11 protein-coding genes and 2 riboswitches are annotated in these 13,415 nt (G+C 48.2%); of the genes, 4 read left to right on the top strand and 7 right to left on the bottom strand.

Annotation, left to right across the window (positions count from 1 at the left end):
- Window positions 1–9 precede the first annotated feature (9 nt).
- On the top strand, window positions 10–261 hold the full coding sequence (locus tag HF638_RS20770; protein ID WP_169481867.1) for a cysteine-rich CWC family protein: 252 nt from the start codon (window positions 10–12) through the stop codon (window positions 259–261).
- Between the two features lie 57 nt (window positions 262–318).
- Here the strand turns inward: HF638_RS20770 and HF638_RS20765 are convergent, their stop codons facing one another.
- The 5 genes from HF638_RS20765 to gcvH all read right to left on the bottom strand — a co-directional run bounded on the left by HF638_RS20765 (window position 319) and on the right by gcvH (window position 6,300).
- On the bottom strand, window positions 319–1,464 hold the full coding sequence (locus tag HF638_RS20765) for a mannitol-1-phosphate 5-dehydrogenase (RefSeq protein WP_169481866.1): 1,146 nt from the start codon (window positions 1,462–1,464) through the stop codon (window positions 319–321).
- Window positions 1,461–1,895: a PTS mannitol transporter subunit IIA gene (locus tag HF638_RS20760; protein WP_169481865.1), complete on the bottom strand. Its 435-nt coding sequence runs from the start codon at window positions 1,893–1,895 to the stop codon at window positions 1,461–1,463. Before HF638_RS20760 ends, HF638_RS20765 begins: the two co-directional genes overlap by 4 nt.
- Window positions 1,892–3,994: a BglG family transcription antiterminator gene (locus tag HF638_RS20755; protein ID WP_169481864.1), complete on the bottom strand. Its 2,103-nt coding sequence runs from the start codon at window positions 3,992–3,994 to the stop codon at window positions 1,892–1,894. The genes HF638_RS20760 and HF638_RS20755 overlap by 4 nt, the downstream gene beginning before the upstream one ends.
- A gap of 38 nt (window positions 3,995–4,032) precedes the next feature.
- Window positions 4,033–5,487 carry a PTS mannitol transporter subunit IIBC gene (locus HF638_RS20750; RefSeq protein ID WP_169481863.1) on the bottom strand — a complete coding sequence of 485 codons (1,455 nt, stop codon included), beginning with the start codon at window positions 5,485–5,487 and terminating at the stop codon, window positions 4,033–4,035.
- A 420-nt stretch (window positions 5,488–5,907) separates the two neighbouring features.
- Window positions 5,908–6,300, bottom strand: a complete 393-nt coding sequence (gcvH, locus tag HF638_RS20745) for a glycine cleavage system protein GcvH (protein ID WP_169481862.1) — start codon at window positions 6,298–6,300, stop codon at window positions 5,908–5,910.
- Window positions 6,301–6,643: 343 nt separating this feature from the next.
- A riboswitch (glycine riboswitch) is annotated at window positions 6,644–6,766 on the top strand.
- 3 nt (window positions 6,767–6,769) lie between these two features.
- Window positions 6,770–6,871, top strand: a riboswitch (glycine riboswitch).
- 216 nt (window positions 6,872–7,087) lie between these two features.
- Between gcvH and gcvT the strand changes: the two genes are divergently transcribed.
- From gcvT to gcvPB, 3 genes are all read left to right on the top strand, one after another.
- Window positions 7,088–8,224, top strand: coding sequence for a glycine cleavage system aminomethyltransferase GcvT (gene gcvT / locus HF638_RS20740; RefSeq protein ID WP_169481861.1), 1,137 nt, complete (start codon window positions 7,088–7,090; stop codon window positions 8,222–8,224).
- Window positions 8,221–9,576 carry an aminomethyl-transferring glycine dehydrogenase subunit GcvPA gene (gene gcvPA / locus HF638_RS20735; RefSeq protein WP_169481860.1) on the top strand — a complete coding sequence of 452 codons (1,356 nt, stop codon included), beginning with the start codon at window positions 8,221–8,223 and terminating at the stop codon, window positions 9,574–9,576. The genes gcvT and gcvPA overlap by 4 nt, the downstream gene beginning before the upstream one ends.
- Window positions 9,577–9,689: 113 nt before the next feature.
- Window positions 9,690–11,153, top strand: a complete 1,464-nt coding sequence (gcvPB, locus tag HF638_RS20730) for an aminomethyl-transferring glycine dehydrogenase subunit GcvPB (protein ID WP_169481946.1) — start codon at window positions 9,690–9,692, stop codon at window positions 11,151–11,153.
- 236 nt (window positions 11,154–11,389) lie between these two features.
- On the opposite strand, the gene ptsP is transcribed toward gcvPB, so the two are convergent.
- A complete protein-coding gene (gene ptsP, locus HF638_RS20725; protein ID WP_169481859.1) occupies window positions 11,390–13,102 on the bottom strand; it encodes a phosphoenolpyruvate--protein phosphotransferase in 1,713 nt (570 codons plus the stop codon).
- Window positions 13,095–13,370: an HPr family phosphocarrier protein gene (locus HF638_RS20720; protein ID WP_017686848.1), complete on the bottom strand. Its 276-nt coding sequence runs from the start codon at window positions 13,368–13,370 to the stop codon at window positions 13,095–13,097. The genes ptsP and HF638_RS20720 overlap by 8 nt, the downstream gene beginning before the upstream one ends.
- Between the last annotated feature and the right edge of the window lie 45 nt (window positions 13,371–13,415).

The raw sequence follows: 13,415 nt of genomic DNA, 5'->3' as shown, positions 1-13,415 counted from the left end.
AAGAACTGAATGTCTGCAGAACAAGACGATCAAGAGCACATCCATATCGATGTTCTTGTCTGCCCATTATGCGGGGAAGCTAATCGCTGTTCCTATGCCGCAGGACATCCTCATTCGGAATGCTGGTGTAACCGGGCTACTTTCCCCGAAGGTGTATTTGACCGTATTCCGGCAGAGCAGCGCCGAAAATCGTGCATATGTCAACGCTGTTTGGACGACTATGCCGATAAAAGCCAACCAAAAGAAGAGCCACACAGTTAACGACTGTATGGCTCTTCTTCTATGCATTATCTATACTGTTAACTGGCTACACTGCTCTTACATTTGGTTATACTGGGCAACAGCCTGTTCAAGCACCGGATGATGCTCATCCATGGACGTATAATGGTGGAGCGCAGCTGTAATCCCCTTCTGGCGGATCATGTCCTGCAGTTCAACTGCTTCCGGATCATCGGAGACATCGAACTTGCAGGCTGCTGCCATACCCATAGCCAGATAAGTCGTTTCGGTTCCATCCGCATAGGCCTGAAGGGCCGGGCGAACCAGACGATCATTCGGAGACAGCTTCCGCAGCGGGGAACGACCAACACGAGTAACCTCATCGGTGAGATACGGGTTGACGAACCGTCCCAATATTTTGACAATATACTGCTCATGCTCTTCTGGGTTGAATGCAAACCGTTTCACCAGAACTTCCCCGGTTTCCTGCAAGGCACCATATACAATAGATTTCACCTTTTCATCGGCAATAGCCTTCTGGATCGTGTTATACCCATGCACATTACCGATGTATGCAGCAACGCAGTGTCCTGTATTAACCGTGAACAGCTTCCGTTCGATATACGGCTCCAGATCATCGACATATACGATGCCCTCAACCGGTTTGAATGCAGGAGCCATCTGGGAACGATCCACCACCCACTCGTAAAAAGGCTCAACCTGTACATGTAGAGGATCTTCATGATGCTGAATAGGTACAATCCGGTCTACCGCCGAATCAGGAAAATAAATGTACTGATCTGCAAGGGAACGTACCTCTTCATTGAGCAGAGCATATACATGCTCTTTCAATTGCGTACTGGCTCCAATGGCGTTCTCGCAAGCGATAATGTGAAGAGGGTTTTGAGCAGGACCGGAATTTAGCCTTTTCTCAAGTCCCTTCGCAATGCCTGGTGCAATATGCTTCAGTACGCCGACGCCCACTGCGGTTGTAATCAGATCAGCTTCCACCACAGTTTGGGCAACCGTCTCCAGCTGGGTTCCATCAATTGCATTCACACCTGTGACGGTCTCCTGATCCTTGCTCTCGTTGGCCAGTTCCACCGTATATTGTCCCCGTTGCTGGAGAGCTGTTACCAAGGTCTGATTCACGTCGGAGAAAATCACCTCATACCCTGCACGGGAGAGAATCAACCCGATAAAACCGCGTCCAATGTTACCTGCGCCAAAGTGTAGGGCCTTCATAGCTCCATTTCACTTTCCAGAATAGCAATAACTTCTTCAGCAGTTTTAGCCAGACGCAGGGCCTCCATATTCTCATCTTCAGCACAGATCACCGCGATACTAGTCAGGATCTCCATATGTTCCCCGCCTTGAGCCGCGATACCAATCACCATATAGGCTTTTTCTTCGCCAAAATCAACACCCTGTGGATACTGAATGACAGAGATACCTGTGGATAAAATGAAAGCTTTGGATTCCTTCGTACCGTGCGGGATCGCAAGTCCGTTCCCTACATAGGTCGAGACAATCTCTTCACGTTCAATCATCTTTTCAATGTAGTCAACGGTAATATGTCCCGCATCTTTCAGAATCTGTCCTGCCATACGAATCGCTTCATATTTGTCCTGAGCCGTCGCATTCATGATGACTTTATCTGTTGTTAACATACTCATAATTGTTGACCTCCAATTTCGGTTTTACTGCGATAAAATCCAACCAGTTCCTGGGACAGGTAATGAATGAGCTCATCTCTGATTCCCTTTTCAAGCAATGTAATCATCTCTTCCTGCAATAACAGGGCGCTGATCTCACTGAGAACCTCCAAACTTTCCTTGGATAATTCTCGGGGACCGAGCATCAAAAGAACATGGGTAACTCCTGCCGGGTCATCCGGCGTACGAAGGAGTGGCTCCGTGAGCTGAAACAGACTGATAGATGGCCTGTAGATCCCCTCACTGCGTGTATGAAACAGTGCAAGTCTTGTGCCGGGAATCTTCTGACTGCCCACTGCCTCACGTGCCTCCAACCGTTTTGCGATCTCCTCCGGTTCCTTCAATACACCAGATCCATGAAGTACGTTGCACATCGTATACACGGTTTCATAGAAACCGATATCTTGGTTATCCAGCGGGTACACCTGAAACTTGCCAATAATTCGAACGATTTCAATCAGTGTAGCTTCCATTCCGTCAGGGTCCGAGTAACGACTCGTTGTCTGAACCTCTGTTTCACGGGGCTTGTGATGTTGCTGTTGTAGCGTTGTGGTTTTAATAAAATGACGCAGGCGCTCGCTCTCTTCCGCCGTAAGCAGTGGACTCACTTTGTAATACTGATGTTCATCCATCGGCAGATCGACAGTGGATAACACCAGATCATATTGATCGGTAGGTATCCGGGCAGCTTCATACCAGGACACGCTATCCATAATCCGAATCTCGGGAATCTCCTTGGACAATCGGCTGGAGAGCATACGTGATGAGCCAATTCCGCTTGTACACACGATGATGGCCCTGATCTCCCGTTTTAATGCACGTAACCTCTCAATGGAAGCTCCAAAATGCATGACCAAAAAACCAATTTCCTCATCCGGAACGTCTGTGCCTGGCCAAGCTTGCTCCACAGATTTTTTGACCTCTTCGAAGAGTGAATCATAATCCTTGCGAATCTGCTGCAGTAGCGGATTACGAATCATCTGTTGTCCTTCAATTCGCTCCATTACAGGTTGCATATGACCAAGTAGACCTTCACGAAGCAAACGATCCTCATGAAAGGCGTAATGCGTTCTCGCCTGCATCTGATCAATCAGTGAATGTACCCTGTCCAGTAAAATCAAATCATCTATTGGCAACAGCCGCGAAGAATGAATCCGCTGCTCTGTCTCAACTAATAGTCTGTGAAAATAAGCTTGCTCATCTTGGGAGAATGTCAGCCCCAGCTGGGTCGATAACACACCACACAAGCGGGAAGCCATATAAGGTGGAACCTTCATCTCATCCTGCTCTGCGACTTCATCTCCATTGTTCTCCAGGGGAGGTATACGGCCAATGCCAAAGCCTTTACGAATACGTACAACCGCTACGGATAATTGAATCAGCAACTTCATGTATTGGCGTTCCGGGATGTTCTCCAGCCATTCGATGTCTGGTTGCCATAATGCATTTTCGACCGTAAGCACATCACCGTGTCCAATCATATCCAACAATTTTTGGTTTACGATGGAGCCTCCCTGTTCTGGCTGTCTTCCGAATAGGTCCGACTCATCCAAAAATTCGAGAGCAAGTGCAGCTATGGCTGTGCGATGAATCGTCTCACTTCCGTTAATCTTGACGCCATATCCACGTCTGCGAACCAGCTTTAGTCCCGCCTGACGAATCCGTGACTCCAGATCGTCCAGATCAGTGGTTACGGTGGATACGGTCACTTTCAGATCGGAAGCCAGGGCAAGCAACTTTACAGGCTCCGGTTCATCCAGCAGGATGCAAAGCATGAAGAGCTTACGCTCTTCCGGCGTAAACTCTACATATTCTTTACCCTCCAATTGCTGGCGCAATACAGCCAGATCATCGGAACCGGCATCGATTCGGATACCGGTTCCTGATTTTTTTTCCAGCTTCATGCCCAACGGTTCAAGCCATTGTTCAATCATTTGAAGCTCCCGGTGAACCGTTCGGGTACTGACCTTTACTTCAACGGCGATTTCGCCGGCTGTTACTTCATGTGGATGCTCTAGCAGAAACTCCACGATTTCACGTTGTCTTTTGGTAATACTCATATCTCAGCCTCCGGCTCAGGGAAAACGAATGCGTGCAATTACTTCAGACGTTCAACGAGCGCATCGTATTCCGGGCTTTTTAGGAAGTTGTCGATGGATATATGTTCTGCATTCGGTGCAACAGAGCGGGCACGATCGGTTAATACTTGTTGTGTGATCACCACGTCTGCATCCGGCGGGATATCACTGATGGCCGTGTTGGTCACCGTAACATCAATCCCCTCTGCTTTCATCTTCTTGCGTAGAATGGAAGCGCCCATGGCACTCGATCCCATACCTGCATCACAGGAGAAGACGATTTTCTTCACGTCTGTTTTCACTGTAGAAGAAGCCATATCCGCGGCTCTGTCTGCTTCACGTTGGTTAGCCGTAATGCCAGCGTTTGGCACGTTTCCTTGGCTCTTCAAGTCTTTCATCCGACTGGATGCAGACTCCAGATCTTCGTCTTTTTGTTTACCTGTTTTCAGCAACACTGCTGCCACCAGGAAGGAAACGACTGCTGCCACAAGCACTCCTGCGAGCATCGGCAGGTATCCACCTTTTGGTGTTAAGAGGGAATACGCGATAATACTACCCGGCGATGGTGCTGAAACAAGTCCTGCTCCGGTAAGCATGAATGTTAATGTACCTGCGACGCCACCCGCAATTGCGGCAAGAATCAGAATCGGTCTCATCAGAATGTAAGGGAAGTAGATCTCATGAATTCCCCCGAAGAAATGAATGATAACGGCTCCTGGTGCAGATGATTTGGCCATTCCGCGTCCGAAGAAGCAATAAGCAAGCAAGATACCAAGTCCCGGACCTGGGTTCGATTCAAGCATGTATAATACGGATTGCCCTAATTCTCTCGCTTGATCTGTTGCAATCGGTGTGAGGATTCCATGGTTGATCGCATTGTTCAGGAACAATACTTTACCCGGTTCAATAATCAGGTTGACCAGCGGTAACAAGCCCAAATTCATTAAGCCTTGTACCCCAGCAGACAATACTTTGCTAATCGCTTCTACAGCAGGCCCGATGCCCAGTAGCGCAAAAACCCCCAAGATTCCGCCAATAATACCAGCTGAGAAGTTGTTAACCAGCATTTCAAATCCGGCTCTAATTTTACCTTCGATCGATTTATCGAATTTTTTGATGATCCATGCTGCCAGTGGTCCGGCGATCATGGCCCCGAGGAACATCGGAATATCACTACCCACGATGACCCCAATGGTCATAATGGCACCCACAACACCACCACGCTGGCCATGCACCATCGTACCTCCGGTGTAACCGATTAACAGTGGCAGCAAATATTTGATCATCGGATCGACTAGCTGTGCAAGCGTCTCGTTAGGGAACCAGCCTGTTGGAATGAACAGAGCCGTAATTAATCCCCAGGCGATGAATGCACCCATATTCGGCATGACCATACCACTCAGGAATCGGCCAAAACGCTGCACACCTACCCGTAGTCCACCTTTGGAATTGGACGATTGGTCCAAATTACTCATTGTATTATCCTCCTTGGATCGAGTCATTATGATTATGAGAACGGTATCAGTTCTCCCCTGCTGTAATCCTAAGCGAGAATGCTTTCCTGTTCAATCAAATGAAAGCGTACTTTCGTCATGAACAATGATGACAACATTAGGTTATGTAATCGTTTTAATCTATGCATATTAGCTGAACCCATTGGTACACAAGGCTTTTATCGCCTATGACTTTTATCATTTCCAAAATCAATTTCGCTCCTATAGCTTGTTCCAATCAGGCGATTCACATCCATAATCTGCTTCAATCTGCATTGGAAACCATCCTCGGAAAGCACAAAAAAACCTGTGCAAGCCCTCAGGCTCACACAGGTTGAAACAAGATGAAGCACATCTCATTTTGTTATAAAATGTATGTTAATAAGTACAAGTTCGTTGATACTATTCTTCCGTATGTTTACGATACGCGTCTGCATTCATCAATGTAGACAATGCTGCTGTCAGATCTCCCTCAACGCGGATCTCAATCATCCAGCCTTCCTCGTAAGGAGAGCTGTTCACAAGCTCAGGTGAGTCCTGTAACGAATCATTCACTGCAATGATTGAACCAGTGACAGGAGAAAACAAGTCCGAAACCGTTTTGACCGATTCGATCGTTCCAATGCTGTCTTCTGCTTTTACACTGGATTCAAGGTCAGGCAATTCCACAAACACAATGTCACCCAGCTGATGCTGCGCGAACTCGGTAATGCCAATACGTACAGTATCCTCCCCTAAGGTTTGCACCCATTCGTGCTCTTCACTGTACAGGAAATCACTTTTCAATTCGCTCATCGATATCCGCCTCGCTTTTCATTAATGAGTGCATGCGTTCTTTGACCTTAACCTTTTTCCCAGAACATAGCGTATGATATTTCCGAATCAAATGTCAAGATACCTCACAATTTATTTAATAATTGCCTCCTCAAACCGTAACCTGAATACACTCTTTCTACATATACTGGTGAATATTAGAATAGTAAGCGCAGTCTTTATAAATACACGAACAATAATATTAAAAGTATATTAAATATTCGGTTTTAAATCCTTTTCTATGATATCGTTCTTGACATCAGCAGTGGATTCACGTTTTAATGAGAGGAGTAAATGTGTTTGTTGGACTATGTTATACCCGCGGATGAATGTAAAGGGAGAGATTACCCGTGACACCCGATTCGGGATGTTCATGAGGTAACGCCGAAGGAGTAAACCACCGATAAGCGGGGGTGAATCTCTCAGGCAAAAGGACTTTTACGGGACGCAACTCTGGAGAGCATCTATTCGCCCTGTGCGGGCGTTATGATCACCCAAGGGGAAACCTGCTGCACTAATGCGGCGGGGTAACTCTCAGGTACAAGGGACAGAGCCTTAGAATACAGCGTGCTACTTGGCATGCCGGTTCTTTGGCCTGTCCTTTTCCTTTTTCCCAAAAAAACGAAAAACAGGATTCAGATCGGCGCTGCCATAGCTGCCTTACCATACTTATCTACTAAAGATGTCTAGATCAAAATTAAAAATACCCTGATTCATTGATCCACGATTGCATATTCGGCCGGTTGACGGCCCATGACGAGGTGATTTGATGTCCGATTTGCTTAGAACACCACTTTTCCCACTATATCAGCAATATGAAGGCGTGCGGTGCATTGATTTTGGAGGCTGGGAGCTTCCAGTACAATTTAGCGGAATCCAGAAAGAACATGAAGCGGTGCGTGAGCGCGCTGGACTGTTTGATGTATCTCATATGGGCGAATTCACGGTACAGGGTGAGCAAGCTGAAGCGTTTTTGCAACAAATGATGACCAATGATGTGACCACGCTGGTTCCCGGTCAAGCCCAGTACACCCTGATGTGTTACCCAGATGGCGGTGTGGTGGATGATCTGCTCGTATATAAGCTGGAAGATCAGCATTATATGCTCGTCGTTAACGCCTCCAACATCGACAAGGATTGGGCGTGGCTGCAAGAGCACCTGATCCCTGGCGTAAGCATGACCAATGATTCGGAGCAGACGGCGCTGCTCGCCCTGCAAGGTCCACTGGCTGTAGATATTATGCGGGAAGTTACGGATACAGATGTATACTCGATTGAGCCTTTCCGTTTTGTACAGTATGCAGAGGTATGTGGCGTTAAATTACTGTTGTCCCGTACCGGTTATACCGGTGAAGATGGCTTTGAGCTATATGTACCTGCGGACCAGGCCGCTGTGGTCTGGAATGGATTAATGCAAGCCGGAGAAAGTCACGGACTGGTGCCAACCGGACTCGGTGCCCGGGATACGCTGCGCTTTGAAGCGAGGCTCCCCCTGTATGGACAGGAATTGTCGGCAACCATCTCTCCGCTCGAAGCTGGCGTAGGCATGTTTGTGAAGCTGAATGCCGGACCTTTTATCGGACACGAAGCCTTATTACAGCAAAAAACTGACGGGCCTGCCCGTAAACTGGTCGGCATCGAAGTGCTGGAGCGCGGCATTCCCCGGCCCCACTATCCGATTTACGCCGAAGGCGTACAGATTGGTGAAGTTACTACAGGCACACAATCACCTACATTGAAGCGTAATCTGGGGCTTGCCCTCATCGACAGCAAATACGCTGCGCTGGGAACCCCGCTTGAGATTGAGATCCGCGGCAAGAAATTGAAAGCCGAGGTCGTGAAGACCCCTTTTCATAAACGGACACGTACGTCAAAGACACCTACTCAAGGAGCTGATCAAGCATGAGCAAGCACCGTTACATTCCCATGACTGAGCAAGATCAGAGCGCCATGCTCGCAACCATCGGTGTGGATACGCTGGAGGAACTGTTTCAAGACATTCCAAAAGAGATTCGTTATCAGGGCGAGCTGCCCGTATCCTCCAAACTTGATGAATATGCGCTGACACGTCACATGTCCAAACAAGCTGGCGCCAACGCCAATTTCGAAACACACGCCAGCTTCCTCGGCGCAGGTATATATGATCATCATGTTCCTTCCGTCATCAATCATGTCATTTCCCGTTCCGAGTTCTACACTGCCTACACACCTTATCAGCCTGAGATCAGCCAAGGTGAACTACAGGCCATTTTCGAATTTCAGTCCTACATCTGTGAATTAACCGGTATGGCTGTAGCCAATGCCAGCATGTATGACGGCGCAACTGCCTTTGCGGAAGCAGGAAACTTGGCCGCAGCGGCAACGCGTCGCAAACAGCTCATCGTATCCCGTACGGTTCACCCGGAAGCCCGTCAGGTATTGCAGGCGTATGCGCACGGACTCCGTCTGGAGATTGTCGAGATTGGTTATAAGGATGGCGTCACTGACTGGGATGCCCTGCAAGCCGCCATATCGGACGATACCGCAGCGGTCATGATTCAGAGCCCGAACTTCTTCGGTGCCGTGGAAAATGTAAAGCAAGCCGCTGACCTCGTGCATGCGCACAAGGGTCTGCTCGTCGTAAGTGCTAACCCGCTATCGCTGGGTCTGCTGGAAGCCCCAGGCAAGCTGGGTGCTGACATCGTTGTTGGCGATGCACAGCCCCTCGGCATCGCCGCTTCACTCGGCGGCCCGACATGCGGATATTTCGCCGTATCCCAGCCTCATATGCGCCGAATTCCTGGCCGAATCGTAGGCCAGACCACGGATCGCAACGGCAAACGCGGTTTTGTACTCACACTGCAAGCACGTGAACAGCATATCCGCCGCGAAAAGGCGACATCCAATATCTGTTCCAATCAGGCTTTGCTTGCACTCAGCGCATCTGTATATATGTCCATCATGGGTAAACAGGGCATGATCGATGTTGCGGATCTGAATTTGCAAAAGAGTCATTATACCCTGAATACATTAACTGCCATTCCTGAAGTTAGCCTTACTTTTAACGCACCAACATTTAATGAGTTTGTTATTAAACTTCCTGAAGGAACAGACGTGGATGCTCTTCAGTTGAAACTGCTGGATGCAGGCTTTATTAGTGGCTACGAACTCGGACATGATTATCCTGAGCTTACTGGACATATGCTGATTGCTGTTACCGAAAGACGCAGTAAGGAAGAGATTGACGAATTCGCACGAGCATTGGAGGGATCGCTGTGACTCAGGAAACGACGACGACAACGACAACATCGGTACAAGGAAAACCTGAAACAGGTAGCTCTTTCTCCACTTCGGCTCAACCTGAGACGAATACAACATTCAGTGCACAGACCCTGTCTCCTGCTCCAGAACAATCATTGATTTTTGAACTCAGCAGTCCTGGACGTGTCGCTTATTCCTTGCCAGAATGTGACGTTCCTCGCCAGTCTGCCGATACGTTGATTCCCCGGGAAATGCTCCGTTCGGAAGCAGCGGCACTGCCGGAAGTGTTCGAGGTAGATGTTATCAGGCACTATACTGCGCTGTCCCGTCGCAACTTCGGTGTAGATAACGGATTTTATCCACTCGGCTCTTGTACGATGAAATACAATCCGAAGATTAATGAGGATGTAGCCCGTTACAATGGATTCGCCAAAATCCATCCGTACCAGCATGAATCCAGCATTCAAGGTGCTCTTGAACTGTTATATACATTGCAAAACGACCTTGCAGGTCTGACAGGTATGGACGCTGTGACCCTGCAACCGGCCGCTGGTGCCCATGGAGAATGGACTGGACTTATGATGATTCGTGCCTACCACGAAGGTCGTGGTGAACAACGTACCAAAGTCATCGTGCCCGATTCTTCTCATGGTACCAACCCGGCAAGTGCAACCGTTGCAGGATTTGAGACTGTGACAATTCCGTCCCGTGCAGACGGACTGGTCGATCTGGACGCACTCCGTGCAGCCGTCGGTTCGGATACAGCAGCATTGATGCTGACGAACCCGAATACACTTGGTTTGTTCGAGAAAGACATTCAGGAGATTGCATCCATCGTACACCAGGCTGGTGGCTTGTTGTATTATGACGGAGCCAACTCCAATGCCATTATGGGCATTACCCGTCCGGGTGATATGGGCTTTGACGTGGTGCATCTGAACTTGCACAAAACGATGAGTACGCCTCATGGCGGTGGTGGACCAGGTGCAGGACCAGTCGGCGTGAAAAGTCGTTTGATTCCGTTCCTGCCTAAGCCGATGGTGATCAAAAATGATGATGGTATGTATGCATTCGATCGTGAAGGAGATCAATCCATTGGCCGGGTGAAAGCCTACTATGGTAACTTCGGTATTTTGGTACGTGCCTATGCCTACATTCGCACCTATGGACCGGAAGGCTTGCGCCGTGTCTCTGAATGTGCGGTACTGAATGCCAACTATATGATGGCACGCCTCGCACCTTACTACGAAATTCCGTATCCGGGCGTATGTAAACATGAATTCGTCATGTCTGGTCGAGGACTGAAGCAATATGGTGTGCGTACACTTGACGTCGCCAAACGATTGCTTGATTTTGGATATCACCCGCCTACAGTGTACTTCCCGCTCAATGTGGAGGAATGCATCATGATCGAGCCGACAGAAACCGAAAGCAAAGAAACGCTGGATGGGTTCATTGATACGATGATACGGATTGCCAAAGAAGCGGAAGAGACACCTGAATTGGTCCTGAACGCACCTTACGGTACACCGGTTACTCGTCTTGATGAGACTACAGCGGCCCGCAAACCTGTACTGAACTGCGCGTGCAGCTAAGCACTAAGTGAATACTAATTCAGGCTCTTGCTGATGTTAACTACATCAGTAAGAGCATTTTTTGGCTGGACATTAAAGGACCTTTCTCCTTGTACTCCCCTTTTATTTCCTATACATTCGAGCAACAAAAAAAGCCGATATCCACATGATTCGCGGATACCGGCAAAATCGCTGCATGAATGCAGCTCATTATCGGAAAAAGAAAAACCTCAAATCCGGAGGAAACTCCGGCAAAATTACGCTTGAATACTTTGAACCAATTCAACAACTTGTTCAGCCGTTTGCATATCCAGAGCTTTAGCAGCCAGTTCCTGCATATCCGCACGGGACAGCTTGGTGATCTGACTACGAGCTGGCAGAATGGATGTTGCGCTCATGCTGAACTCATCCAATCCAAGACCGAGCAGCAATGGAATTGCTGTTTCGTCTCCTGCCATCTCACCACACATGCCAACCCATTTGCCTTCACGATGCGCTGCATCGATAACCATTTTAACCAAACGCAAAATGGCCGGGTTGTAAGGTTGGTACAGATAAGCCACTCGTTCGTTCATACGGTCAGCAGCCATTGTGTATTGAATCAGATCGTTCGTTCCGATACTGAAGAAATCCACTTCTTTGGCAAACTGATCCGCCAGAACTGCAGTCGAAGGAATTTCGACCATGATTCCGAGTTGAATGCTGTCAGAAACAGCAATACCTTCAGCAACCAGCTTCTCTTTCTCTTCGAGCAAGACAGCTTTTGCTTCACGGAATTCTCCGAGTGTTGCGATCATTGGGAACATGACACGCAGGTTTCCATGTACGCTTGCACGCAGCAATGCACGCAATTGTGTACGGAAGATATCCAGACGGTCCAGACACAGACGAACTGCGCGGAAGCCGAGGAATGGATTCATTTCTTTTGGCAGATCCAGGTATGGAAGCTCTTTGTCTCCACCGATGTCGAGTGTACGAACAACGACAGGTTTACCTTCCATTTTTTCCAGTACCGCTTTGTAAGCATTATACTGAATGTCTTCGGAAGGAAGTTTGTCTCTGCCCATGTACAAGAACTCCGTACGGTACAGGCCTACAGCCTCGCCACCGTTCTCCAGAACACCCGTTACATCATTCGGTGTACCGATGTTGGCTGCAAGTTCAACATGAACGTTGTCCACGGTTACCGTTGGCTCATCACGTAGTTTTCTCCACTCTGCACGTTGTGCATCATACTGTTCCTGTTTGGCACGGTATTCAGCAATAACTTCATCCGTAGGATTAACCAGTACGTGACCATCCAGACCGTCAACAATGATCATATCGCCTTGTTTCGCTTGAGCCAAGATGTCCTTGGTTCCAACAACAGCCGGAATTTCAAGAGAGCGAGCCATGATTGCCGAGTGAGAAGTACGTCCACCAATGTTGGTTGCAAAACCTTTAACAAATTGGCGGTTCAGTTGAGCCGTGTCGGAAGGCGTCAGATCCTCCGCAAGCACGATTACTTCTTCATTGATCTCAGCCGGACTCATGAAGTCGATACCAAGCAAGTGATTTAGCACACGTTTGGTAACGTCACGCATATCTGCTGCACGTTCCTGCAGGTATTCACTCTTCATGTTCTCGAACATGGAGATAAATTGCGATGCCGTTTCGTTCAAAGCAAATTCTGCATTGATCATGTCATCTGCAATTCTAGCTTTAACCGGATCAATCAGTTCCGGGTCATTCAGAATGAGCAAATGCGAAGCAAAAATCTCAGCTTTTTTCTCGCCAAGCTCTTGTAAAGTACGCTCTTTGATCGCCTCAAGCTCAGCCTGGGATTTACCCAGAGCTGAGTCGAGTTTCGCGATCTCTGCGTCAACGTCGTTGATTTGGCGTTTTTCTACAGAGTAATCAGGATGCTCCAAGATAAACGCCTTGGCGATAGCAATACCCGCCGAAGCCGCGATCCCGGAGACATTAAGCATTAATTTCGCCCAACCCTTCGTTAACCATAACGTCAGTCAAAGCTTGAAGAGCTTCAGCTTCGCCTTCGCCATCAACGATGATGCTGATAGTGTCGCCTTGTTCCAATCCGAGGGAAAGAACACCCAAGATGGATTTCAAAGTTACTTTTTTACCGTTAGCTTCTGCAAAGGATTCTGCACCTTTGAATTTGTTAGCTGTATTAACCAGGGCTGTCGCCGGACGTGCGTGGATACCATCTTCGTCTGTAATTCTGAATGTTTGTTGCATTACAATCATCTCACTTTCAGTAATTTGGTTTAGGCATTGCATATA

The organism is Paenibacillus sp. SZ31 (genome assembly GCF_012912005.1).
Lineage (GTDB): Bacteria > Bacillota > Bacilli > Paenibacillales > Paenibacillaceae > Paenibacillus.
Note: the sequence above shows the minus strand (reverse complement) of the source record. Positions and strands in the feature narration are given on the sequence as shown.

What these genes read in the sequence shown, in the direction of transcription:
- HF638_RS20770 (WP_169481867.1), top strand. Translation starts at nt 10, where the DNA reads ATGTCTGCAGAACAAGACGATCAAGAGCACATCCATATCGATGTTCTT.
- HF638_RS20765 (WP_169481866.1), bottom strand. Translation starts at nt 1,464, where the DNA reads ATGAAGGCCCTACACTTTGGCGCAGGTAACATTGGACGCGGTTTTATC.
- HF638_RS20760 (WP_169481865.1), bottom strand. Translation starts at nt 1,895, where the DNA reads ATGAGTATGTTAACAACAGATAAAGTCATCATGAATGCGACGGCTCAG.
- HF638_RS20755 (WP_169481864.1), bottom strand. Translation starts at nt 3,994, where the DNA reads ATGAGTATTACCAAAAGACAACGTGAAATCGTGGAGTTTCTGCTAGAG.
- HF638_RS20750 (WP_169481863.1), bottom strand. Translation starts at nt 5,487, where the DNA reads ATGAGTAATTTGGACCAATCGTCCAATTCCAAAGGTGGACTACGGGTA.
- gcvH (WP_169481862.1), bottom strand. Translation starts at nt 6,300, where the DNA reads ATGAGCGAATTGAAAAGTGATTTCCTGTACAGTGAAGAGCACGAATGG.
- gcvT (WP_169481861.1), top strand. Translation starts at nt 7,088, where the DNA reads ATGTCCGATTTGCTTAGAACACCACTTTTCCCACTATATCAGCAATAT.
- gcvPA (WP_169481860.1), top strand. Translation starts at nt 8,221, where the DNA reads ATGAGCAAGCACCGTTACATTCCCATGACTGAGCAAGATCAGAGCGCC.
- ptsP (WP_169481859.1), bottom strand. Translation starts at nt 13,102, where the DNA reads ATGCTTAATGTCTCCGGGATCGCGGCTTCGGCGGGTATTGCTATCGCC.
- HF638_RS20720 (WP_017686848.1), bottom strand. Translation starts at nt 13,370, where the DNA reads ATGCAACAAACATTCAGAATTACAGACGAAGATGGTATCCACGCACGT.